The organism is Agrobacterium sp. NPDC090283 (assembly GCF_044769685.1).
Taxonomy (GTDB): Bacteria; Pseudomonadota; Alphaproteobacteria; order Rhizobiales; family Rhizobiaceae; genus Agrobacterium.
This window is the reverse complement of record NZ_JBIVYG010000001.1, coordinates 357,062-379,742: the sequence shown is the minus strand read 5'-3', so window position 1 is coordinate 379,742 and position 22,681 is coordinate 357,062. Positions and strand designations below refer to the sequence as shown.

Below are 22,681 nucleotides of genomic sequence, written 5' to 3'. Positions count from 1 at the left end.
TCAGGCCGCGCTCAGATGGTCCGGCTTGCGCATGCCGGTCATCGGCAATGCCTGTTCGTAGCCCTGGGCAACCAGTTCACCGAGCGTCTTTTCCAAGAGTTCGCTATCCTTGCCGGGAACCGAAACAATGATTTCCGCCGGCAGGTTGCGCAGCATTTTCTCAAGACTTGAAATCTGCACCGCGCCGCATTCGACGAGAACCGTATCATAGGCATCTGAAAGCGCCCCGAGGATCATCGTCAGGCGATCTATGGCGCGCATCGCCTCGCGCGGCTGCGCATTGCCGCGCGGCACGATATGGGCGTCGGACAGGCGGTCGCCGTGAATGGTTTCACCGAAGGCGGCCGCGCCCGCGAGAAGGTCCATGACACCGGGAAGCCCGGCTTCCGGCGCCATCAGCCGCGTCGGACAGGCAGATGCCGTCATGTCTACGAGAACGACCGAACGGCCCATTTCAGACAAAGCGCGCGCCAGCATGACGGTGGCGGTCGATCCGCTATCACCGGCCGGCGACACGATCGCGGCGACCGGTTTGGCAACACGAGTAGCCAGGAAACCTGCAACGGCGTCGATGGAGAAATCGTCATCGGTGTCGATTTCCTCTTCCACCGCCTCTTCTTTCGCAGCCGCGACATCTTCCACCGGCAAGGCCGGTATGGCAGCAGCAGCGACGGCCGGCATGTGCGGTTGCGCCTCTTCGGCAACAGACTGATATGCCGCGACCGGAATGGCCCGCACAGCAGGCTCCATAGTCTCATGGCGCGCGGCGACGGGCTGTTCCAGCGCATCCGTGGTCTTGTCCGGATCGGCTGAAGCACGCGAAGGAGACGGCGGATCGGAGAGCGGCGGAACCTGATTCCTGCCCATCGGCTTCAGAGCCCGGCCGGTGAAAAGCTCCACCAGCATCACGACGATGCAGGAAAGCAGAAAGGCCGCCAGCGTCACGACAATGGTGATGGCGCCGGTCTTCGGAAAATAGGGTTCGCGCGGCTCCACCGCCGTCGAGATGACACGCGCATCGGCCGGCGTGGAATCCACCGAGCCGGCGCGCGACGTCGCCTCGCGGTAACGGGCAAGATAGGTTTCCAGAAGCTGCCTTTGCGCCGAAGCTTCCCGTTCCAGATCGTTGAGGCCGACCTGCTGCTCGCCCGCGCGCACGCTTTCCGATTTCAGCATGTTCAGTTGCTGGACCAGTTGCCGTTCCCGCAGACGCGAAACATTCGCTTCGTTTTCGAGACTTGCCAGCACCTTGCGGGTCTCTTCCTGAATCTGCCGCTGTATGCCGTCAAGCTGGTTGCGCAGCGCGCGAAGGCGCGGATGGCCTTCCAGCAGCGAGGACGAGAGATCGGAAATTTGGCTGCGGATCGTCGTTTCGTTTTCCTTCAGCCTCTGGATCGTCGGGGAACCGACAACATCAGGGAAAGTATCGAGCGGGCGGCCGCTTGCAAGCGCGCTGCGCACACCTTCCGCCCTCGCCTCCGCATTGGCGCGCTCACCGCGGATACGGCCAAGTTCGGTCGAGATATCGCTGAGCTGGCGGGTGGCGAGCGTTTCGCCCTGCCCCGCCGAGAGAAGATCGGAGGAGGCGCGGTAATCCGCAACCTTCCTATCCGCCTCGCGCACCTTTTCCCGCAGATTGGCGATTTCCGGCTCCAGCCAGCGCGCCGCTTCCGTGCTTGTATCGAGCTTCGCGCCGCTTTGCAGCGCAATATAGGCCTTCATCATCTCATTGGGGATGGCGGCGGCGAGTTTTGGATCCTGCGAGGAAAACTCGACAGTGATGACGCGCGAACTTTCGACCTGATAGACCTGCAGCCTTTCCCGGAAGGCCTTCAGCACCCGTTCTTCGGGCAGCACCTGAAGCGGGTCCTTCTTGACGCCGACGGCGACCAGCAGCTGCGAGACGAGCGACGGATGGGCCTCCGGATCGAATTCATCCAGCTCATAGAGCTTCATGTCTTTCGCGACCTGCTTGATGAGGTCGACCGATTGCAGGATCTGCACCTGGCTGGAGACGGTCAATTCATCGAGCACGGGTTCGGCCGGCGCATTGGACTGCTGCGAGGCACCGAAGGAGGCCGAGCGGGATTCGATGAGCACACGCGCCTCGCCCTTGTAGGCAGGCGACATCATGCTGGAGATCACGAAAGCGGCGCCCCCGGCCAGAAGCGTGATCGCGGCGATCCGGCCCTTGCGCTGCCATATGGCCGCGACAAGCTGCGCAAGGTCGATATCCACATCCCTGTCGTCAATGCGATCGCCGTTCATGCGGGCTCCGTAACCGAGACAAACCTCGGGCGCTCAAATATAGATGGTCAATTTTAGCGAAGTTTAAGTCTTGCCGGTAACACAACAGTTAATCCCGGCGAATCCGACGAAATAAAGCCGATATTACCATCGCTCGCGCTGACTGTTTACCGGCCATTAACCCTAACAGAACGATAAGAATGATCAAAGTTCGACTCGGAGCCAGATGAGATGCCGCTCGCCGGATCACGACATGTCACCGCACTGACGCTCGCCGTTTTGACGGCCCTTTCCGGCTGCGCGGCATATCAACCCGCGCCGAGGTCGTTCAATGAAGCTGCCCTGCAGCCCTATCATGTCGATAGCGGCGACAGGCTGCGTATCAACGTGTTCGAACAGGCCGGGCTGACCAATACCTATACGGTCGATCAGGCCGGTTATGTCGCCTTCCCGCTCGTCGGCCAGGTTCCGGCACGCGGCAAGACCCTGCCGCAACTCGAAGCCGCCATCGCCGCCAAGCTGCGCCAGGGTTATCTGCGCGATCCTGACGTGACAATCGAGATCGACCGTTACCGCCCGGTCTTCATCATGGGCGAGGTCGGTCGTCCCGGCCAATATTCCTACGTGCCTGGCATGACCGTGCAAAACGCCATCGCCATTGCCGGCGGCTTCACCCCGCGCGCCAATCAGGCCGATGTCGACATCACCCGCAAGATCAATGCCGAGGTGATGACCGGCCGGATCGTGATCACTGCGCCCATTCTGGCGGGTGACACCGTCTATGTACGCGAACGCTTCTTCTGACAGACGGAGAGGCACACGTGTCGGATGACGGCCCTCCCCTGCGCATCATTCACTGCTTCCGCTCCCCGGTGGGCGGCGTTTTCCGCCATGTGCGCGACCTCATCGAAGAACATGTGAAACAGGGCCACAAGGTCGGCATCGTCTGCGACAGTTCCACCGGCGGCGCGCATGAGGAACGGCTTTTCGCGCAGATCACCCCGATGCTGGAGCTGGGCCTCACACGCCTGCCCATCCGGCGGTCGATCAGCCCCGGCGATCTTCTGGCGCTGTGGAAATCCTACAAGCACATCAAAAGTTTGCGGCCGGACATTCTGCATGGACACAGCGCCAAGGGTGGCGCTCTTGCCCGGCTGATCGGCTCACTCCTGCGGGCGAACAGGTATCGCGTAGCCCGCCTCTATTCACCGCATGGCGGCAGCTTGCACTATGCCCGAAACAGCCTGAAGGGGCAGCTCTTCCTGCGGCTGGAGCGGTTTCAGGAGCATTTCACCGATGCGCTCTGTTTCGTCTGCAATTTCGAGCAGTCGACGTATGAGGCCAAGGTCGGCAGGCCGCGCACCCGCACCGCGATGATCTATAATGGCGTGCAGGAAAGCGAGTTCGAAACCGTACCCGCCCGCGAAGATGCCGCCCGTTTTCTCTATATCGGCATGTTGCGCGACCTCAAGGGACCGGATGTCTTCATCAGGGCATTTGCAAAAATGGAGCGCAGCATCGGCCAGCCGATGACCGGCGTGATCGTCGGCGACGGGCCGGACAGGGACAAATATGCGGCGATGATCGACAAGGCCGGGCTTTCTCGGCGGATTTCGATGCATGCGGCAATGCCCGCCAGGCAGGCCTTCGAACTGGCAACGACTGTAGTGGTGCCTTCGCGCGCCGAAGCCATGCCCTATATCGTGCTCGAAGCGCTTGCGGCGGGAAAAACGGTCATTGCCTCGCATGTCGGCGGCATTCCCGAGGTGCTCGGCGAAGACAGCGAGGCGCTCGTACCGGCCGGCGATGCCGATGCGCTGGCACGGATCATGGTCAAGGATGCCGAGGATGCCGACTGGGCGCAGCGGATCATGCCTTGCCCCGACAGCTTCAAGGCGAAATTTTCAACCCCGGTCATGGCGGATGAGATGATGAAACTCTATCGCGACCTGCTATTGACCTAATAGTCATTTCAAAAACACGATTTTTAATTGTATATTCCGGCCGTCCTGTAGAAACTCATCATAAACGTTTCTTAGCATGTTTCGGCTAGTTTTCTGCTCGTAGAGCGCCGCGCATCCATCCGGATGTACAAAGGGCGCTCTACCACTTTGAGGTTGCGCATCGTTCCGGTCGAAAATCGAATGCGATTTTCAGGCCGATGCGCTTGATGGTGCGGACCAAAGCAATGACCAAGACTGACAAGGACAGGCTGCAATTCGATCTGGCGTCATTGCGCAAGAAACTCTCCGACTACGAAGCCGGGGGGACTTCGGCTTCCGAAACCGTCGTTCTCAATCCGCTTGCACGGCAGATCGCCAACCAGCTGCGCGCCGGCAACCACTCGCCCAACATGGTAATCGGGCAATTGCGGCTTCTCGAATTCACGATGCTCGTCGTCATCGCCGCCATCGTCAACGGCATCGCAGCCGATCGCGGTCTCGAAACCTTTCTGACGGTTTTCGGCGGCGGCGTGCTGGGGGCGGCGCTCTGCGTCTTTCTTCTGCAGGCGGGCGATTGCTATCAGCTCCCGACGCTGCGCACGCCGCTGAAGATGTTCGCCCGCATTCAGGGCGCAGTGTGCCTCTCCTTCGTCGGTATTGCCTGTTTCCTTCTCCTCTTCTTTCCCGATGCGCTGCATTCCTGGCAGGCCTTCGGCATCTGGTATGCAACGAGTGCGGTCGCGATCTTCGCCGGGCGACTGATCCTCGGCTTTGCCATTCGCCACTGGGGCCGCAACGGCGTCATGGAGCGCCGTGCCGTCATCGTCGGCGGCGGCGATACCGCCAAGGACCTTATCCGCTCGCTGGAGCAGCAGTCCGATAACGATATCCGCATCTGCGGTATCTTCGACGACCGGAAAAGCGCCCGTTCTCCCGAGGTTGTCGCCGGTTATCCCAAGCTCGGCACCTTTGCGGAACTGGTGGAATTTGCCCGCCTGACCAAGCTGGACATGCTGATCATCGCCCTGCCGCTCAGCGCCGAGGCGCGCATTCTCCAGCTTCTGCGCAAGCTGTGGGTGCTGCCGGTCGATATCCGCATCGCGGCGCATGCCAATAAATTGCGTTTCCGCCCCCGCGCCTATTCCCATGTGGGCAAGGTGCCGATGCTCGATGTGTTCGACAAGCCTATCCGCGACTGGGATTCGGTGGCGAAACGGGTGTTCGACATCACCTTCAGCCTCATCGGCATCGCCCTTTTGTGGCCGGTGATGGTGGGTGCGGGCATTGCCGTGAAAACGACCTCGAAAGGCCCGGTCCTTTTCAAGCAGAAGCGCCACGGCTTCAACAATGAGACGATCAACGTCTGGAAGTTCCGTTCCATGTATACGGAACTCAGCGATCCGACCGCGAAAAAGGCCGTGACGAAGAACGACCCGCGCGTCACGCCCGTCGGCCGCTTCCTGCGTAAATCCTCGATGGACGAGTTGCCGCAGCTCTTCAACGTTCTCTATGGCGATCTTTCGCTCGTCGGGCCGCGCCCGCACGCCGTTCATGCCCAGACGGGCGACCTGAAATATACCGAGGTGGTGGAGCATTATTTCGCGCGCCACAAGGTCAAGCCCGGTGTTACCGGCTGGGCGCAGATCAACGGCTGGCGCGGCGAGATCGACCATGGCGACAAGATCAAGTTCCGCACCGAATACGATCTCTATTACATCGAGAACTGGTCGCTGTTTCTCGATCTGAAAATCCTGCTCCTCACGCCGATACGGCTGCTGAAATCGGAAAACGCCTATTGACCCACACCGGTTATCAGCACGCACCGGATTTCGACGCGCCGCTGGCCGCCATGCGGCTCGTCGGTTCGTTCTTCATCGCTTTCGGCGTGTTCCTGTCCGGTTTCGTCATCTCCGAGCCGGCGCCCTATGAGCTGATGATGGTGGGACAGGTGGCCCTGTGGTTCCTGCTCGGCCTTCGCCTGTCGCGCACCGTCATCCTGCTTCTGTGCCTGCTGCTTGCGTTCAATGTCGGCGGTTATCTTTCGCTCACCACCATGGCCGATCTGGATGAGGGACCGCTTTATCTCGCCGTCTCGACCTTTCTGGCGCTGACCTCGGTTTTTTATGCGGCGATCATCGAGGACAAATACCAGCGGCTGCTTTTGATTTTCCGCGCCTGGCTCGCGGCGGCGCTGATCACCGCCCTGCTCGGCATCATCGGATATTTTCACGCCATTCCGGGTTTCGAGGTCTTCACCCTTTACGACCGCGCCAAGGGCGCTTTTCAGGACCCGAATGTTTTCGGTCCCTTTCTGGTGACACCTTCGCTTTACCTCATTTACGGCCTTCTTACCGGCAAGGCGATGCATGCGCCATGGCGGATCGCCGGGCTGCTCATCCTGTCGCTTGCCGTGTTCCTGTCGTTCTCGCGCGCGGCCTGGGGCCTGTTTCTGTTCGCCACCATTCTCCTCGTCTTCGTGATGCTGCTGAAGGAACGCACGGCCGCGTTTCGTCTTAAAATCCTCGTGCTGTTTCTCGTCGCCGCCGGGCTGATGGTCGCGGCGGTCATCATCGCGCTGCAGTTCAAGCAGGTGGCGGATCTGTTCTCCAGCCGCGCTTCGGCGGTGCAATCTTATGATGGCGGCCATCTCGGGCGTTTTGCCCGCCACTATCTTGGCTTCCTGCTCGCCATGGAACACCCGCTCGGCATCGGCCCCATGGTCTTCGACAATATTTTTCCCGCCGCCGAACATAATATCTGGCTGAAGAGCCTGACGACGCATGGCTGGTTCGGTTTCGTGATCTATCTCGTGTTGATCTGCTGGACCATCGCCGCCGGTTTCAGGCATCTGCTGCGCCCACGGCCGTGGCAGTCGTTTCTCATTATTTCCTGGGTGACTTTCGTCGGGCATGTGATGATCGGTGCCGTCATCGATACCGACCACTGGCGACACTTCTTCCTGCTGCTCGGCATATTGTGGGGATGCATGGCGCTTGAAAAACGCGAAAGCCTGCGCCGCCGCGCGCGTGCCGCCTAAAACACTTGCCCTTACGGAACCTTACGCCATTTCATGCGTTTAGCCCCGGATTCTGATTGTCAAACGGGGAGACATCTTATGACGCAGACCAATAATCTCTATCTCATCATCGGCGCGCTCGTGGTAGTCATCGCGGGCCTTGGCATCTATGTCTGGCACGAGGAAAGCAAGCCGAAGGGGATCGAGATGAATATCGGCCCCAACGGCGTCTCCGTTCAGGAGAATTGAGCCGCAAGCGTCGCGCAAAGTCCGGCCATTAAGACCGGGTGCATCCCAAGCCGAACATGGCCGGGATTCACCCGGTCTTCTTATGAGAGGAGACGACAGGCGGGATCGATGCCCGCCGAGCCGGTTCGGTACGAATGATGCGTATCGCCCGATCAAGGAAACAGCGAACGCAATGGTCTCCTCCATCGACCTGTCCACACGCCTCACCGCCACAAGACTGGCCCTCAAGGCCATCAAGGAGCAGGAAGACAATTCCGCCGCCACGTCCTCCTCCTCGACGCGGACGTCTCTCCTCGATTCCTACGGGCTCGACACTTCCTCCTCCTCGTCTTCCACCAATACGCGGCTCACGCAGCTTCTGGCGCAATATGCCCAGACCGAGAGCGAGGATACGCAGACCGACGATACGGATACCCAGCTTTCTTCCGGCGATATTACCAAGGCCGATTTCATGAAGGAACTGAAGGAGACGCTGGAAGAACTGACCAAGGATCCGGACAAGGCGTCGCAGGCCAAGGCCATGCTGGAGGCTTTGGCGGCCGGCACGCTCACCGTCTCCGATCCCGCCGAGGGTGCGCAAATCAAGGCCTGGGATGTGGCTTCCGATACAGAAACCACCTCCAGACCGGCCACGGATATCGCCATGACGGGATGGAGCGACTTTCTGAAAGACCATCTCAAGCGCGACGGCTCGGCCTATGCGAGAAGCGAGACAGGCGCCTATGTCGATAGTGTTTCCGGCGACAACGCGTTTTTCGGCAGCGTCGGCAGCCGCTATTATTATCTCACCTGGCCACAGGCGAAAAACGGCACTTTGACCGTATAAGCCGAATTCCCCGATGCCTTAGCGGATGGCTGCGACGTGGAACATGCCGCAGCCTCGTTTTCATTGTCTGATCAGATGGCAGGCGCAGCAGCCGGTTCGGATCCGCCGGAAAGCGCCTTTTGCAGCTGCGCTTCCTGCGCCGGCGACAGCGACGTCTTGATGACCCGCCCGCGCAGGCCTTCCAGTTCCGCCAGCACCTTTTCCGGCTGCACCTTGCGGATCAGCACGAACAGCGCCGAAGAACCGTTGGGAATGGTCTCGCCGAGCGATTTGATGAAATCATCATCGATACCGAAATCCGTCAGCGAACCCGCAAGAGCGCCCGTGCCGGCACCGATCGCGCCACCGATGGCAAATCCCGCCAGCGGATTGAGGAACAGCAGGCCGACAAGGCCGCCCCAGAGACCGCCGGACAGGAAACCGGAGCTTGCGCCGATCGCCGTCAGATTGACGCTCTGTTTCAGATGCACCTTGCCATCTTCATCGCGCACGACGACCACGGCATCTTCCAGATCGACCAGATATTCCTTTTTCAGGCCTGCAAGCTTCAGAAGCACCCTGTCGGCCGCTTCCGTTCCGTCAAAACCAACAACGACGAGTTCGGACATAGTTCGTCTCCCTGAGTTTCAATTCCGCTGCGATTGAACGCCGAAGCGGGCGGCTTGTTCCGCCCATGATGGAAAGAGGATGTGTCATGCATTTGACGGTCGCTCATGCCCGGGGAACTTCTCCCGCTCCGCGCCCTTCCCCGCCATCCACACCCTTTGCTCCTTTTTTTATGAAAAGACCATTTTCCGCTTGCGCCCTAACAGGCTTATATATAAACGGCTTTCAGGTTCGGAGCGTAGCGCAGCCCGGTAGCGCACTTGACTGGGGGTCAAGGGGTCGTGGGTTCGAATCCCGCCGCTCCGACCATTAAAATCAGATAGATAGCCAGTTCCCCCAGAGCTGGCTATATTTGTTTTAGCTATCCTGTAACCAGTGCTATGCGCGAATTTAAACGACCGGGTTCGGCTGTGCATTTATCCAAGCCTGAGAATGAGGTGTGCCGAGATGGCCAAAAAACCGAAAATAGAACACTCGGAATTCTCGGGCGAGTTTGAAGACGACGGCATCACCGTTCTGGTTGATATTTATAGGCCCGCCGGCACCCAGCAGGATTGGACGCTCGAGGTTATCAGCGAGCACGACGATGTCACCACCTGGGACGAACCTTTCGCGACCGACAAAGACGCCTGGGAGGAATTCCTGGCCACGTGTGAGAAAGACGGGATTCGCAGCTTTCTGGATGGCGAGGATCCGTCGGTCCACTAACGTTCAACTCCACATTGCCGGACTGTAAAAGGCGACGCCCATTGTCTTGTTGACTCTCTGCTAAAATTAGAACATTTAGTGAACAAAAGAGAGGTCATCCAATATGTCCGACGCTGAAAAAATCACTCCCATACGGCCTGACGACATAGCGGGATATGTCATCCAGTGTCATGACGGCGATGCGAAGGCGGCTGTCGAAGCCCTTCTCGGAGAAATCGAGCATTTGCAGGAACAGCTTTCCCTGGCGGTCGCCATTATGGGAAAGGGATATACGCGCGGATGGACGCCGGATATCGGACGCGATTGAGCCGACGGCTTCCACTCCACAAGCCGTGTTCGGTGCGGCTTGTGGAGCGTAAGAAAAACTGGCGTAGCAATCAGCCCTTGTCCGCCAGCAGACCGATTTCGCGGTCGATCAGGTAAAGCGCATTGGGGCCGTCGCCGATCAACTCGATCTTGCCGAGGATGGTGCGGCAAAGGCTGTCTTCCTCATGCTGCTCATCCACGAACCATTGCAGGAATGAGGTGGTGGCGTGGTCTTTTTCCGCGCGGGCAAGATCGACCGCTGCATTTATGGCGGCCGTGACGCGGGATTCGTGCTCCGTCACGATGGTGAAGAGCCCCTTGATATCGTTTGCCGTGACCTGCGGCGCCGGCAGTTCGGAAAAGGTGACGCGTGCGCCGAGATCGTTCAGGAAGCCGAAGATGCGGTGCATGTGCTCCAGCTCTTCCGCCGCATGGCCGAGCAGGAATTTATAGCAACCGTCGAGATTGCGTTCCGCCGCCCATGCGGCCGCCTGAAGATAGGCGTGGTGGGCGCGCAGCTCGCCATTGAGGAGATCGTTCAACGTCGTTTCGATCACTTTGTTTGCCATGGTTTCATCCTTGGTTTCGGGGTTGAGGAAGCGGGGTTGCGGTGCGGATTGGCGCAGCCTGAAAGGCGGGGCGTTATTGCGCTGATGTCACCTGCCCCAGCGCCGCGTCCAGCCTTTCGCTTTTCATGACGAGCTTTGGCCGCAGCTTCTCGGCCTTTTGTCTGACGGTTTCGAGATTGACGGGCTTGCCCACCTGAATGATGCCGATCATCGCCATCATCAGATGCGGCGGGCAGTAATAGAGATAGACGCCCTCCTTATCGACGGTGACGGTGAAGGCCTCATCGAGCTTGCTTTTCCAGGGGCTCACGCCTTCCGGAACCGCATAGGACTGCACATAATGGCTGGAATTTTGCGGCACGAAGGTAATGGTGTCGCCCGGCTCCGCCTTCACAAAGGAAGGCTCGAACACCATGCCGCCATCCTTGCCGTAATTGAGCATCAGGATTTTGTGTTCGGCGGAAAGGGAAGGCGTGACGGGCAGGGTTACGGCCAAAGCCGTGGCAAGCGTCATCAAAAATCGTTTCATGCAATTATTCCTTCAACGGTTTTGAAATGTTCGAGCGGCGGATCGCCCGCCGGCTGGATGACGGGATTGCCGCGCCGGTCACGCAACACCTCCACGGCAACGCCATAGGTCTCGGAAATGAGCTTCGGCGTGACGATATCGCCCGGTGCGCCGGCCGCCCTCAGCGCGCCATCCGAAATCACCAGCAGGTTGTCGGCATATTGGCAGGCGAGGTTGAGATCATGCAGCACGACAAGCGTCACCCGGCCATTGGCGCGGGTTTCCTGCCGCACCAGATCGAGAAGCGCCACCTGATGCTTGAGGTCCAGCGCGCTGACCGGCTCATCGAGCAGCATCGCCTGCGGCTCACGCATCAGGACTTGCGCAAAAAGCGCCATCTGCCGTTGCCCGCCGCTGAGCGAGGCGATCTCCCTGCCCGCCAGATGGGCTATTCCGGCCTGATGCAGGCGTGTCATGGCCAGATCGAGCGTTTCGTCGTCAATATGAAGCGAAAGCCGCCCAAAGCGACCAAGCGCCACCACCTCCAGCACGCTGAGCGCAATATCGGCGGCCGTATCCTGCGGCATATAGGCGAAACGATCCCGCCAGTCTCTTCTATGCCGCCCTGCCCTTTCCCCGGCCTGAAGGCGACGATCGCCGAGGCTGATCGCGCCGGCAGCGAGCGGCAGGTCGCCGAAGATCGCTCTGAGAAGCGTCGTCTTGCCCGTTCCGTTCGGGCCGATGACGGCATGGATGTGCCCGGGTTCCAGACGTGCCGAGAGGTCTCTCACAATAGCCTGCCCGCCGCGTTCGACGGAGATATTATCCAGAACCATCATCGGCCGCGCCTCTTCGGAGCGAAAATCAGCCACAGGAGAAACGGTACCCCGACAATGGCGGTGACGATGCCGACCGGGAACAGAGCGCCGGGAATGATCGATTTGGAGAGGATCGAGGCGGTCGAAAGCATCAATGCTCCACTCAGTACCGACATGGGCAGGAAGAAGCGCTGATCCTCGCCCACCGTCATGCGGGCGATATGCGGCGCGACCAGCCCGATGAAACCGATGACCCCGACAAAACTCGTTGCCGTCGCGGTCATGATGGCGACGATGATGAGAACCTTCATGCGCAGCCGGCGCACATTGATGCCGAGACTGGCCGCCCGCATTTCCCCCATTCTGAGCGCCGTCAGTTTCCAGCAATCCGTCATCAGCAGGGCGCAGCAGAAGGCGGTGACGGCGGCCGTCAGGCCGAGCGTCGGCCAGGTCGCCTTGGTCAGGCTGCCGAACAGCCAGAAAAGAATCTGCTGCGACAGTTCCGGGGAGGACAGGAACTGGATGAGCGACAGCAGCGACTGAAACAGGAAAAGAAGTGCAATGCCGCCAAGAATGATGGTTTCGGTCGTCATCTGCCGCATGGAGGCCAGCATGAAGAGGAAGAGCGCGGCGAGCATGGAAAAGACGAAAGCACCGAGCGGAACGGCAATCATGGCATCCAGCCCGAGACCGCCGAGCGCAAGCACCAGTGCGGCGCCAAAGCCCGCCGCAGCCGCCATGCCGAGCGTATAGGGGCTTGCCATTGGATTGTTGAGCAAGGTCTGCATCTGCGCGCCGCCGGCGCCGAGCGCCGCTCCGACGGCGAGCGCCATCAGCGCCATGGGCAGGCGAAGGCCGCGCACGATGGAATCGGTCATCGCCGCCCGTTCGCCAAGGCCGGTCAGCGACTTCACTACTTCGGCGGGCGACAGCAGCGAGGGGCCCGTGGCGATATCGAGAACGAGGCTTACCGCCATCAGCACGAAAAAGACCACGACGACGCGCCAGCGACGACGTTCACGCAGCCGGTGCGCACCGATGGCTTCGGCATTGCGGGCGGCAATTGTCATGGAAAACCTGTTTGAAAAAGACGCTGAAAAGCGGACGCCGTGGAGTGGCGTCCGCAGAACTTAACCTTCAGCGGCAAGCAAATGTGCTTTTCCGCCGCCGACAACAGAACCATCAACCCTTGACGGCGATGGCAAAGGTGCCTTCAGGCGTGACCGGCAGGTACTTCCTGTAATAGCCGAGATAGTTGGCGATCGGATCGACATCCTTGAACTGCCCGGGATAAAGCTGCTTGGCGATATATTGCACCATGGCGAAATCGGAGAGCGTGCGCGAGGCGCCCTGATAAACACCGAACAGCTGGCCGTTTTTGATGGCCGGCAATTCACTCCAGCCTTGACGCGCTTCGAAGGCCTTGAGCTTTTCGCGGGCATCCGCGGCCTTCACCGCCTGCCCCATCGGCAGCGCCGCCGGGTTCTTGTTGTTTTCACGGCCGGAAATGAAGATGGCGTCGGGCTTCGACGCCAGAACCTGCTCGGGATTGATCGGTCCCCACCATTCGACGAAAGGTGCTGCGATATTGTCGCCACCGGCGGCGGTGGACATGGCGCCCCACATGTTCTTGCCATAGGTGAAGGAATATTCGGCCGGTCCCTTATTGCCGAACTCGACATAGACCTTCGGTTTCGGCTGACCGGATTTCGCCACCCGTTCGGCGACATCCTTCAGCGAACCGGCGTAGAATTCGGCAATTTCCTTGCCGCGCTGTTGCTGGCCGGTGAGTTCGCCGAAAAGCCGGGTGGAGGCAACGTGGCGCTCGACCGTCTGGGCGTTATAGTCGACGACAACGACGGGAATGCCCTCTTCTTCCAGACGGTCGGCATCGAGACCGAGCGCCTTGTATTGCCAATCCGCCAGGATCACCAGATCGGGATTGAGGCTAAGCACTTTTTCGACAGAGAAGGTCTGGGCTTCGACTTCGCCGACATCGGCAATATCTGCAAGCGAGGCGCGGTGAGCGAGATGCATTTTCCAGTTGGCGGGAACCCAGCCTTCCCACGCTTCGCGGGAAATGCCGACGACGGAATCATAGGCCTTTTCGCCACCGACCGCCATGTAGTCCTCGAAATAGAAACCGAGAACGACGCGTTTTGCAGGAAGATCAACCTTCACCTCGCGTCCGATGACGTCGGTGATGGTCTTCTCTGCGGCGATGGCGGAAGGTGCGATAAGGAAAACGGATAAGAACGATGCGGCAAGGCCGCCGATAAATGTTTTTCGGGTCATGATGCGATCCAGAAGTTGAAACAATGCCGCTGTATAAAAGGTGACACTATGAGTCAACTTAAATCGCAAGATCACATAAGTTGCTAATATAAAAATGAAAATTGTCATTTCCGGCAAGATGCGCGCCGGGAAATATGGCACCGGGCGACGGCAATAGATGCTGCGCCGCCGGCCCCTCAGTCAGGCGCGATCTGTGGGTTGCGCCCCTTCCGATAACCTCCGTCATCGAGACAGGACGCAAGATCCCGTTCCAATCACCGAAGTGCTGCCCTGCGGGAAATGCGCCCGAGCCGACTTCAGAACTCGTTGGAGGCGATAGAGAAATCGTCGACGACAGGCATCTTTTCGGCGTTTTCCCAGGTCCGGTCCATGGCGTAGGTTTCCGAGAGATAGGGAATGCCGATATGGCCGAAACGGAAGGAAAGCTGGCTTTCAGCCTGTTCCTCATCAAGCTTTGCCACACGGCTGAGATAGAGCGCGGTGGCGAGACCTGTCCTGTCCGCGCCGGCCTTGCAATGAATGAGAATGGGCTTCGGTGCATCGCGCATGATCGCGACCAGCTCGTTGACCCTGTTCATGTCGAGTTCCTGGCTTGCCGACATGCCGAAATCGATGTGCTTCAAGCCAAGCTCGCGGGCGGTTTCGACTTCATCGCGATACCAGGACTTGGATTCGTTCGCGCCACGCAGATTGATAACCGTCCTGATACCGTGGTCCTTGGTATAGCGGACAAGCTGCTCATTGCTCGGCTGGTTGGAGCGATAAAGCTGCCCCGCGACAACCTCGTGAAAATTGCCGAGGAGCTGAATGGCGTAGAGATAACCGCCTGCGGCAAGCACAGCAATACCCATGCCCCCAAAGGAGCACTTCCAGAATCTTCGCATAATAAAACGGTTCCCTCATTCGACGAGAGAACCGATACAGGTGGATTCTGACAGTAAGCTGAAAGTTATGCGACAGTATTGTAAGAGTAGAAAATTTGCGCTTGGTCAACGCACGAAAACGTAGACCGCATAGACCGCGATAAGCGCGGCGGCCGCCGCCGCGGTGATGGCGCCGAGGCGTTTTTCGATGAAATGGCGGACCGGTTCACCGTATTTCTGCAGCAATCCGGCAAGGATGAAAAAGCGCGCGCCGCGCGTGACGACCGCCGAAAGAATGAAGAGGCCAAGGCTGATATTGGCCGCACCGGAGAGAATGGTGACGACCTTGATCGGCGGCAGATGCGCGAGCCCCGATGTCACCAGCAGGAGAACGATGGTCTCGTAGTCCACCGAGTTTTTCAGGTGCTCGAAACTGTCGAGTTTGCCGTAAAATTCGAGAATGGGCCGCGCGAGGCTCTCAAAGGCATAGTGACCGAGGAACCAGCCAGCGATGCCGCCGAGAACCGAGGCAACCGTTGCCACGAGCGCATAAAACATCGCCTTTTTCGGCCTGGCCAGCACCATGGGCAGGAAAAGCACATCGGCTGGCACGACGAAGACGGAGCTTTCCACAAAAGCGACGATCGCCAGCCACCATACGGCGGTTTTGCGCGCGGCGAGCGCCATCGTCCAGGCATAGATGTTTTTCAGCATTTCATGTCCCCGGGGAAAAGTGTTGCGGAGAGAAGGCAAGGCGGCGGGAGCCAAGGCATATTGGCGGTGATCCACGTGGTTGCCGACGGCAGCCGGCGGGCCGCAAAGCCCGGTCCACGAATGAGGATTAGAGACAACGCAAGAGAATGGCAAATGTTGGAAGATTTATTTTTGCATCGCAAAAAATCATAAAGGCAAGCATTTCCAGTCTTCACCGAAGGTCGGTTGTTGCGGTGCAAAATTTCATCCTGTGGTAGATGTACTCGCCTTTTTGCTGTAGAATAAGAGGTGGAGGAATGAGGAGGAAGTTATCATGGACTATGTAAACTTCGTTACATCGATCAATCCGGTCATACTTGTCATTCTGCTGGTGGTTCTTCTTGCAGGCGCCTACAGCAGCTGGGTTTCGCATTAAACAACGCGGAACCGCACGACCAAATGTGAAGAGGCTCCTTTCTATCAGCGATAGGCATCGGGCCGGATGAATGGTATCAATCCCGAAGTCAAATCAACTTCCGGGAAGCCGCATGACGAACGAATTCGCATTCACTGATACGTCTGAAAAGCTCAGCACGACGCTTGAGAAGCTGATAGGAAAACTGCAGGGCCAGACGATCACGTTGCGCGAGTTGATGGAAGCAATCGGCGAACAGGGCCTGCTGCTTATCTGCGCCATCGCCTCCCTGCCCTTTCTCATCCCGGTTTCCATTCCCGGCGTCAGCACGGTATTTGGCGCGGCGATCATCCTTGTCAGCCTGGCAATCACCCTCAACCGCCTGCCATGGCTGCCGGCAAAAATCCTCGACCGGCAGATGGAGACGGCAAAGCTCGTTCCCGCCCTTCAAAAAGGCATCGCCATCGTCTCCAAGCTCGATGGTTTCATCCGCCCGCGCATTCCCGCGCTGACGACGGGCATCATCGCCAACCGCATAAACGGACTTGCGCTGATGACGGCGGGCGTATTGCTGATGATGCCGCTCGGTTTCATTCCCTTCTCCAACACCCTTCCGGGCGTCGCGATCCTGCTTTTTTCGGCCGGGATGATTCAGAGAGACGGCGTCACCGTGCTCGGCGGCTATCTTTTCCTGGGTCTTACGGCGATTTATTTCGCAGCGCTCGCTTATGCGGCGTTCTGGGCCGGCCAGGGCATCAGCAGCTCCATCGGCGCATAATATCCTATTGCCGGCCGCCATTGCGGGTGTCGCGGCGGTTCTGCCGCGATGCCCACCAGACCGCCAGCCGTCGCCGCTGGCGACGAACCGCCGGCAGATCGTGGGAAAGCACGACGAGACCGAGCGGAATCATCCAGAAACCAAGCACGGGCAGGAAACCCAGCGTTCCGCCGACCACCAGAGCGGAGCCCGTCGCAATCCTGCCGACGCGCGAACGCGGCATGGCAAGGCTCCATTTTCCGACATGGAGGCGATGCGTTCTGTGGTCGATACCGAATTTCATTCCATCCTGCCCTTTTGCATCTGGCCTGTGGATAATTTTTTCACCGGCGATAAGCCCGGAAAATCGGGACTCTGGAGGGATAAAACAAGGGGAATGCGTTTTTTTTGAAAAAACCGCTTGGCAAATCGGAAAAGCATTTGTATTACCCCGCTCACACCGCGCCAAAGCGGTGGACGTTCCCTGGTAGCTCAGCGGTAGAGCATTCGACTGTTAATCGACAGGTCGCCGGTTCGAATCCGGCCCGGGGAGCCATTTCTCTTAAAAACATCCCGCAAAGAGCGTAAGACGGCTTTTTCCCGGCCGGATAGACGTATCGCGCTTTCCGCGCCTGAAAGGCCTCAGGCTTTCTTCGGTGCGCGTTTCGTTGCCCGAGTTGTATTGGTGAGCGCCGGTGGATCGCTTGCGGGGAAACTTTCTTCCAGGCTCTCGGTCAGATCGTCTTCCTTGTTCTTGCCGGCGGATTTCTGCTCCTTCTCAAGCGATTTCACCGCCGGGGACTTGGCCTTAGCTGAGGCCGCCTTTTTCGCTGGCGTCTTCTTCGCGGGCACCTTTTCTGCTGAAGCCTTCGTGGCAGCGGATTTCTTCACGCCATTGGCGCTTTTGGGTTTTACCGCTGCGGCGTCTGCGGAAACTTCCCGTTCCGCCTCGATCCAGTGTCTTTCGTGATGCCCGTCGGGTCTTCCTTCCCTCTCCCATATTGCGCGCGCTTTTTCACGGATTGCGGCTTCGCGATCATGGCTCATAACGGGCCTCCCTTTTCGTGTTGCACTGATTTTGATTGTGCCACTGAAAAAACAAAAAAAGCCAGAGTTTGTTCCGCGTAAACCCATGACGAATGAGCATTTCCGCGTGAAAGGGAACCGTCATCGACCGCGGATCGTTTGCCCCGCAGACATTCGCAGGAGACCATTTCATGAACACACCGCAAAAGCCGAAAACCGGAGCACTGGACATTCGCGACGAGGATGTCGCCCGTTTCGAAACGGACAGGGAGCTAAAGGCCAGGGATGGCGAGATTTACCCCGATGAGAGCATGAGCCTGCGCGCACGCCGGCAAGCGGCAAGGCAGCATGAGGATGCCTTCATCGTCGCCACCGACCTTGAGGACGACGACCAGCGCGAGGCGGCACCCGGCACCAGGGAGCAACCATAGGCCCAAAATGGAAAAGGCGGGTCAGAGCCCGCCTTTATCCAGGAAATATCAGGAGATTTATCGGCGGACCGAGACGATTGCCTTGCGGTTGAAGTTCGATACCTGCACCCGACCGGACTGGTTGCCGCCGAGGATCTGGGCGGTCTTGCCGCTCAAGCTCTTCAAGATGCCGGCGTGATAACCACGGCCGTTGCGAATGACGACGACATCACCCGGCTTGGCCTGACTGACGGGAACGGCATAACCAAAGGATGTCCAGGACTTCGCAAATCCATAGGACTTGGGAGACTGCCGGCCCGCCTTGCTGGCGACCGCATGCAGGAAAAGGCCACACCATGGGGTGCTGCGGGGATTGGCACCAAGAATAGTCTTGAGGCTCTTATTGTTCTTGGACTCGTGAAGCCCGGTGTATTTTTCTGCCTGGTTCAGCATGCCGGCCGAGGCCGATGCAACGACTGTAAAAGACAAGGCAACCGATAGAATTAACGCGGATACTCTCAAACGTCTCGCCCTTATGTTAGAGGGCGCCCGTGTATTGTGACAATTTAGCGACAATTTGACGAGAAATGGGCAGAAATCAGACGCCTATTCATGCGGCCTGATCTGTCATTGCTTCAAAACAGGCTGCCCTGTGCCTCATCGGCACGGTTGCGGCCGGCATTTTCGAGATCAAGCATACGCAATTTGGTAGTGGTTCCGCCGGGCGCGGAGAAGCCGCCCAGCCTGCCGCCGGCGGCCAGAACCCGGTGGCAGGGAATAATGAGCGGCACCGGATTTTTCGCCATGGCCTGACCGACATCGCGGGCTTTTTCCATGCCGAGGCCGAGGTCTTTCACGATACCGCCATAGGTCGTCGTGCGGCCCCAGCCGATCTGCCGTGCAACCGCGTAGACATCGAGGAAAAAGCGCTCCTGCCCGGCCAGATCGAGCTCTACGGGGGTAAAATCAATCGCTTCGCCGCTGAAATACCGGGTGACCATCGCGATCACCTCACGCGTGCGTGTTTCCGGTACCGCAATCGTGGATGACGGCAGACGCCTGAGGAGAAGTCTTTCGGTTTCGCCTGCGTCCGCGCCGGGCAATTGCAGACGGGCGATGCCACGCCCTGCCCATGCGAGGCCGCAATGGCCGAGTGCCGTGGGAAAAACAATATAGCCGTAGTGGTTGGTCATCGCATTCATTCATCCGCTTTCGGGCGCATACGATGCCATATCCTGCGTCCGAAACAACCCGTTTCCTGATCGCCAAAAAAACAAGGCCACCCGTTTTGCCGGGTGGCCTTCCAGTGCATCAATCCTGAAAATACGTTCAGGATGCGATCTTGCTCTTCTCCCCCACCTTGTCCTCCATCAGGCATTGTGCCTGCCGGCTGGCGGCGACGAAGGCGGTGCGGGCGATCTCGCCCGCCACGTCGCCCATCAAAGAGGCGCGGCACAGGCGCAGCGCCTGCTCATGCACCTTGTCGCCGCGCTCGGGCCATTCGTGCTGGAGAAAATCGAAGGCTTCGTAAACGCCGTTGAAAATCCGGGGAGCACCGTTTTCAAGGGATATGGTAACGGGCTTTTCCCACTTAACATCATTCAGCAACATTGATTGCACTTCCATGCTTCATTAACCCGCGACAAACGCCGGCTCCTCCAGTTGGTTCCCTTCATCAGCGGTTTCAAGAGCGAAAAAATAACCCTCGAAAAACCATGTGCCCCTTCTTCCCATTGTAGCCGATTTGCGGAACAAAGCGGTTCAACACTCGTTCAAGCGGAAGTGAACCGGGTCCTTTCATGCCGACAACATCCTCCCCCGCCATCGTCTGGTTCCGCAAGGACCTGCGCCTTTCGGACAATCTTGCTTTGCTTGCCGCCGTGGAGCATGGCGGGCCCGTCATTCCCGTCTATGTCAGGCCCGTCCATATCAGGGAAAAATCCTCGGGGCCGCTCGGCGGCGCGCAGGAATGGTGGCTTCACCATTCACTTCTCGCCCTCTCGGCGGCGCTTGAAAAAGCCGGAAGCCGTCTTGTGCTTTTAAGCGGCGCTGCCGAGCAGACGCTGCGGCACTTGATATCCGAAACCGGCGCAGAGGCCGTGTTCTGGAACCGCCGTTATGATCCTTCCGGCATGGCCACCGACAAGGCACTCAAACAGAAGCTGCGCGACGATGGCCTGACAGTTCGAAGCTTTTCCGGACAGCTGCTGCATGAGCCATCGCGGCTGCAGACGAAATCGGGCGGGCCTTACCGCGTCTATACGCCCTTCTGGCGGGCGCTGGAGGGTGGCGAGGAGCCACATGCACCGGCGGATGCGCCGAAGAGCCTGAAGGCGCCGAAGGTGTGGCCGAAATCCGAAAAACTTTCCGACTGGAAGCTGCTGCCTACCAAGCCGGACTGGGCAAAGGATTTCAGTGACATCTGGACTCCCGGCGAAAACGGCGCGTTGGAGAAACTCGATGATTTCATCGATGGCGCGCTGAAAGGTTATGAAGAGGGCCGCGATTTTCCGGCAAAACCCGCGACTTCGCTGCTTTCACCGCATCTTGCCGCAGGCGAAATATCACCGGCGGCCGTCTGGCACGCCACGAAAGGGCTTTCGCGTCATATCGCTGCCAACGATATCAGCCGTTTCCGCAAGGAAATCGTCTGGCGGGAATTCTGCTATCACTTGCTGTTTCATTTTCCCGAACTGGACGAGAAGAACTGGAACGACAGTTTCGATGCCTTTGCCTGGAGAGACGATGAAAAATCCTTCAAGGCCTGGACCCGCGGCATGACGGGATACCCCATCGTGGATGCCGGCATGCGGCAATTGTGGCAACACGGCACCATGCACAACCGGGTGCGCATGATCGTGGCGTCCTTCCTCATCAAACATCTGCTGATCGACTGGCGGAAGGGCGAGAAATGGTTCCGCGATACGCTTGTTGACGCGGATCCCGCCTCCAATGCCGCCAATTGGCAATGGGTGGCCGGTTCAGGGGCGGATGCCTCGCCGTTCTTCCGCATCTTCAACCCGATATTGCAGGGCGAGAAATTCGACGGCGACGGCGATTATGTGCGCCGGTTCGTGCCCGAGCTTGAGAAGCTCGAACGAAAATACATCCACAAGCCGTTCGAAGCGCCGAAAGAGGTGCTGAAAAAGGCGGGCGTCGCGCTTGGTGAAACCTATCCGCTGCCGATCGTCGACCATGGAAAAGCGCGGGAAAGAGCGCTTGCCGCCTATGCCGCAGTGAAGAAGACCGCATAAAATTGGGTATCGGCAAAATTTTGCGTGGCTAAGCCAAAGCCGGGAAGATAATTTCTTGCCTTGAAGCGGTTGTAACGGGACATAACGGCACCTAATTTCCGCTCAGACAAGAAGGCTCGATCATGACCATTCATTCCTCTGCGCTCAGTGCCATCGGCAACACGCCGCTCATCCGTCTGAAAGCCGCTTCTGAAGCGACGGGGTGCGAAATCCTCGGAAAAGCGGAATTCCTCAATCCCGGCCAGTCGGTCAAGGATCGCGCCGCGCTCTACATCATTCGTGATGCCGAACGGCGCGGGCAATTGCGCCCGGGCGGCACCATCGTCGAAGGCACGGCTGGCAATACCGGCATCGGCCTGTCGCTGGTCGCCAATGCGCTCGGCTACAAGACCGTGATCGTCATTCCCGAGACGCAGAGCCAGGAAAAGAAGGACGCGCTAAAACTTCTCGGCGCCAAGCTGGTCGAGGTTCCGGCCGCTCCCTATTCCAATCCGAACAATTACGTGAAGGTCTCCGGCCGGCTGGCAAAACAGCTTGCCGCCACGGATGAGAATGGCGCGATCTGGGCCAATCAGTTCGACAACATTGCCAACCGACAGGCGCATATCGAAACCACAGCCCCGGAAATCTGGGACCAGACGGACGGCAAGGTCGACGGTTTCATTTGCTCGGTCGGATCAGGCGGAACGCTGGCGGGCGTGGCCGACGGCCTGCGCGATTTCAACCCTGATATCAAGATCGGCCTTGCCGACCCTGAAGGTGCGGCCCTTTACGAGTTTTACAAGCACGGTGTCCTGAAGTCCGAAGGTTCTTCCATCACGGAAGGCATCGGACAGGGCCGCATCACCGCCAATCTGGAAGGTTTCACGCCGGACTTTTCCTATCGCGTCTCCGATGCGGAAGCGCTGCCGGTGCTGTTCGATCTGGTGACAAAGGAAGGGCTTTGCCTCGGCGGCTCCTCCGGTATCAATATTGCCGGCGCAATCCGCCTTGCTCGCGAGCTCGGTCCGGGGCATACAATCGTGACGATACTGTGCGACTACGGTAATCGTTATCAGTCGAAGCTGTTCAATCCGGATTTCCTGCGCTCCAAGGGGCTACCGATTCCGCAGTGGCTGGCGACGAAAAGCGAGATTGCGGTTCCGTACGAAACCGTTTGAGGACATGCCGAA

Annotated in this window: 26 protein-coding genes and 2 tRNA genes; 14 read left to right on the top strand and 14 right to left on the bottom strand. The window is 58.8% G+C overall.

Annotated features, from left to right (window positions below; all coding sequences use genetic code 11):
- Positions 1-2,268, bottom strand: a complete 2,268-nt coding sequence (uppB, locus tag ACIQUH_RS01915) for a polysaccharide biosynthesis protein UppB (protein ID WP_400812170.1) — start codon at positions 2,266-2,268, stop codon at positions 1-3.
- 210 nt (positions 2,269-2,478) lie between these two features.
- Here uppB and uppC point away from each other — a divergent pair, with 210 nt between their 5' ends.
- The 6 genes from uppC to ACIQUH_RS01885 all read left to right on the top strand — a co-directional run bounded on the left by uppC (position 2,479) and on the right by ACIQUH_RS01885 (position 8,281).
- Positions 2,479-3,051, top strand: a complete 573-nt coding sequence (uppC, locus tag ACIQUH_RS01910) for a polysaccharide export protein UppC (protein ID WP_400812168.1) — start codon at positions 2,479-2,481, stop codon at positions 3,049-3,051.
- Between the two features lie 17 nt (positions 3,052-3,068).
- Positions 3,069-4,211: a polysaccharide biosynthesis type 4 glycosyltransferase UppD gene (gene uppD, locus ACIQUH_RS01905; protein WP_400812166.1), complete on the top strand. Its 1,143-nt coding sequence runs from the start codon at positions 3,069-3,071 to the stop codon at positions 4,209-4,211.
- Positions 4,212-4,435: 224 nt separating this feature from the next.
- On the top strand, positions 4,436-5,989 hold the full coding sequence (gene uppE / locus ACIQUH_RS01900; protein ID WP_400812165.1) for a polysaccharide biosynthesis glycosyltransferase UppE: 1,554 nt from the start codon (positions 4,436-4,438) through the stop codon (positions 5,987-5,989).
- Positions 5,986-7,227: a polysaccharide biosynthesis O-antigen ligase family protein UppF gene (gene uppF, locus ACIQUH_RS01895; RefSeq protein WP_400812163.1), complete on the top strand. Its 1,242-nt coding sequence runs from the start codon at positions 5,986-5,988 to the stop codon at positions 7,225-7,227. The genes uppE and uppF overlap by 4 nt, the downstream gene beginning before the upstream one ends.
- Before the next feature lie 78 nt (positions 7,228-7,305).
- Positions 7,306-7,455 carry a hypothetical protein gene (locus ACIQUH_RS01890; protein ID WP_400812161.1) on the top strand — a complete coding sequence of 50 codons (150 nt, stop codon included), beginning with the start codon at positions 7,306-7,308 and terminating at the stop codon, positions 7,453-7,455.
- A 172-nt stretch (positions 7,456-7,627) separates the two neighbouring features.
- Positions 7,628-8,281, top strand: coding sequence for a hypothetical protein (locus ACIQUH_RS01885; RefSeq protein ID WP_400812159.1), 654 nt, complete (start codon positions 7,628-7,630; stop codon positions 8,279-8,281).
- Positions 8,282-8,352: 71 nt separating this feature from the next.
- Here ACIQUH_RS01885 and ACIQUH_RS01880 read toward each other — a convergent pair whose 3' ends face one another.
- Complete coding sequence (locus ACIQUH_RS01880; RefSeq protein WP_400812158.1) at positions 8,353-8,889, bottom strand: DUF1269 domain-containing protein; 537 nt, start codon at positions 8,887-8,889, stop codon at positions 8,353-8,355.
- A gap of 230 nt (positions 8,890-9,119) precedes the next feature.
- Between ACIQUH_RS01880 and ACIQUH_RS01875 the strand changes: the two genes are divergently transcribed.
- The 3 genes from ACIQUH_RS01875 (at position 9,120) to ACIQUH_RS01865 (ending at position 9,902) form a co-directional block, all read left to right on the top strand.
- Positions 9,120-9,196, top strand: a tRNA-Pro gene (locus ACIQUH_RS01875).
- Positions 9,197-9,334: 138 nt separating this feature from the next.
- Complete coding sequence (locus ACIQUH_RS01870) at positions 9,335-9,595, top strand: hypothetical protein (protein ID WP_400812156.1); 261 nt, start codon at positions 9,335-9,337, stop codon at positions 9,593-9,595.
- Between the two features lie 103 nt (positions 9,596-9,698).
- A complete protein-coding gene (locus ACIQUH_RS01865; protein ID WP_020811145.1) occupies positions 9,699-9,902 on the top strand; it encodes a hypothetical protein in 204 nt (67 codons plus the stop codon).
- 70 nt (positions 9,903-9,972) lie between these two features.
- On the opposite strand, the gene ACIQUH_RS01860 is transcribed toward ACIQUH_RS01865, so the two are convergent.
- The 7 genes from ACIQUH_RS01860 to ACIQUH_RS01830 form a co-directional block, all read right to left on the bottom strand.
- Positions 9,973-10,470 (bottom strand): ferritin, encoded by a 498-nt coding sequence (locus tag ACIQUH_RS01860; RefSeq protein ID WP_400812155.1) that lies wholly within the window; start codon positions 10,468-10,470, stop codon positions 9,973-9,975.
- 73 nt (positions 10,471-10,543) lie between these two features.
- The gene (locus ACIQUH_RS01855; RefSeq protein WP_400812153.1) at positions 10,544-10,999 is read right to left on the bottom strand and encodes a pseudoazurin; all 456 of its coding nucleotides are present in this window, start codon (positions 10,997-10,999) and stop codon (positions 10,544-10,546) included.
- Positions 10,996-11,817 carry an ABC transporter ATP-binding protein gene (locus ACIQUH_RS01850; protein ID WP_400812151.1) on the bottom strand — a complete coding sequence of 274 codons (822 nt, stop codon included), beginning with the start codon at positions 11,815-11,817 and terminating at the stop codon, positions 10,996-10,998. Before ACIQUH_RS01850 ends, ACIQUH_RS01855 begins: the two co-directional genes overlap by 4 nt.
- Entirely contained in the window at positions 11,814-12,866 is a 1,053-nt protein-coding gene (locus ACIQUH_RS01845; RefSeq protein ID WP_400812150.1) for a FecCD family ABC transporter permease, read from the bottom strand. Before ACIQUH_RS01845 ends, ACIQUH_RS01850 begins: the two co-directional genes overlap by 4 nt.
- A gap of 112 nt (positions 12,867-12,978) precedes the next feature.
- A complete protein-coding gene (locus ACIQUH_RS01840) occupies positions 12,979-14,091 on the bottom strand; it encodes an ABC transporter substrate-binding protein (protein WP_400812149.1) in 1,113 nt (370 codons plus the stop codon).
- Positions 14,092-14,387: 296 nt separating this feature from the next.
- On the bottom strand, positions 14,388-14,942 hold the full coding sequence (locus tag ACIQUH_RS01835; protein ID WP_400812147.1) for a dual specificity protein phosphatase family protein: 555 nt from the start codon (positions 14,940-14,942) through the stop codon (positions 14,388-14,390).
- A gap of 138 nt (positions 14,943-15,080) precedes the next feature.
- Positions 15,081-15,668 carry a YqaA family protein gene (locus ACIQUH_RS01830; RefSeq protein WP_400812146.1) on the bottom strand — a complete coding sequence of 196 codons (588 nt, stop codon included), beginning with the start codon at positions 15,666-15,668 and terminating at the stop codon, positions 15,081-15,083.
- Between the two features lie 527 nt (positions 15,669-16,195).
- On the opposite strand from ACIQUH_RS01830, the gene ACIQUH_RS01825 reads away from it, so the two are divergent.
- Complete coding sequence (locus tag ACIQUH_RS01825; protein WP_400812144.1) at positions 16,196-16,840, top strand: exopolysaccharide biosynthesis protein; 645 nt, start codon at positions 16,196-16,198, stop codon at positions 16,838-16,840.
- 4 nt (positions 16,841-16,844) lie between these two features.
- On the opposite strand, the gene ACIQUH_RS01820 is transcribed toward ACIQUH_RS01825, so the two are convergent.
- Entirely contained in the window at positions 16,845-17,123 is a 279-nt protein-coding gene (locus ACIQUH_RS01820) for a hypothetical protein (RefSeq protein ID WP_400812143.1), read from the bottom strand.
- Between the two features lie 177 nt (positions 17,124-17,300).
- Here ACIQUH_RS01820 and ACIQUH_RS01815 point away from each other — a divergent pair.
- Positions 17,301-17,375: transfer RNA gene (locus tag ACIQUH_RS01815), tRNA-Asn, on the top strand.
- 86 nt (positions 17,376-17,461) lie between these two features.
- On the opposite strand, the gene ACIQUH_RS01810 is transcribed toward ACIQUH_RS01815, so the two are convergent.
- Positions 17,462-17,866 carry a DUF2934 domain-containing protein gene (locus ACIQUH_RS01810; protein ID WP_400812493.1) on the bottom strand — a complete coding sequence of 135 codons (405 nt, stop codon included), beginning with the start codon at positions 17,864-17,866 and terminating at the stop codon, positions 17,462-17,464.
- Between the two features lie 170 nt (positions 17,867-18,036).
- Here ACIQUH_RS01810 and ACIQUH_RS01805 point away from each other — a divergent pair, with 170 nt between their 5' ends.
- On the top strand, positions 18,037-18,276 hold the full coding sequence (locus tag ACIQUH_RS01805) for a hypothetical protein (RefSeq protein WP_400812142.1): 240 nt from the start codon (positions 18,037-18,039) through the stop codon (positions 18,274-18,276).
- Between the two features lie 57 nt (positions 18,277-18,333).
- Here the strand turns inward: ACIQUH_RS01805 and ACIQUH_RS01800 are convergent, their stop codons facing one another.
- The 3 genes from ACIQUH_RS01800 to ACIQUH_RS01790 all read right to left on the bottom strand — a co-directional run bounded on the left by ACIQUH_RS01800 (position 18,334) and on the right by ACIQUH_RS01790 (position 19,866).
- Complete coding sequence (locus ACIQUH_RS01800; protein ID WP_400812140.1) at positions 18,334-18,777, bottom strand: TIGR02594 family protein; 444 nt, start codon at positions 18,775-18,777, stop codon at positions 18,334-18,336.
- Positions 18,778-18,890: 113 nt separating this feature from the next.
- The gene (locus ACIQUH_RS01795; RefSeq protein ID WP_400812492.1) at positions 18,891-19,448 is read right to left on the bottom strand and encodes a methylated-DNA--[protein]-cysteine S-methyltransferase; all 558 of its coding nucleotides are present in this window, start codon (positions 19,446-19,448) and stop codon (positions 18,891-18,893) included.
- 136 nt (positions 19,449-19,584) lie between these two features.
- Positions 19,585-19,866 (bottom strand): DUF982 domain-containing protein, encoded by a 282-nt coding sequence (locus tag ACIQUH_RS01790; RefSeq protein WP_400812138.1) that lies wholly within the window; start codon positions 19,864-19,866, stop codon positions 19,585-19,587.
- Positions 19,867-20,054: 188 nt separating this feature from the next.
- On the opposite strand from ACIQUH_RS01790, the gene ACIQUH_RS01785 reads away from it, so the two are divergent.
- Positions 20,055-21,509 (top strand): cryptochrome/photolyase family protein, encoded by a 1,455-nt coding sequence (locus tag ACIQUH_RS01785; RefSeq protein ID WP_400812137.1) that lies wholly within the window; start codon positions 20,055-20,057, stop codon positions 21,507-21,509.
- A 122-nt stretch (positions 21,510-21,631) separates the two neighbouring features.
- Positions 21,632-22,669 carry a cysteine synthase A gene (locus tag ACIQUH_RS01780; RefSeq protein WP_020810800.1) on the top strand — a complete coding sequence of 346 codons (1,038 nt, stop codon included), beginning with the start codon at positions 21,632-21,634 and terminating at the stop codon, positions 22,667-22,669.
- The last annotated feature ends 12 nt before the right edge of the window (positions 22,670-22,681 follow it).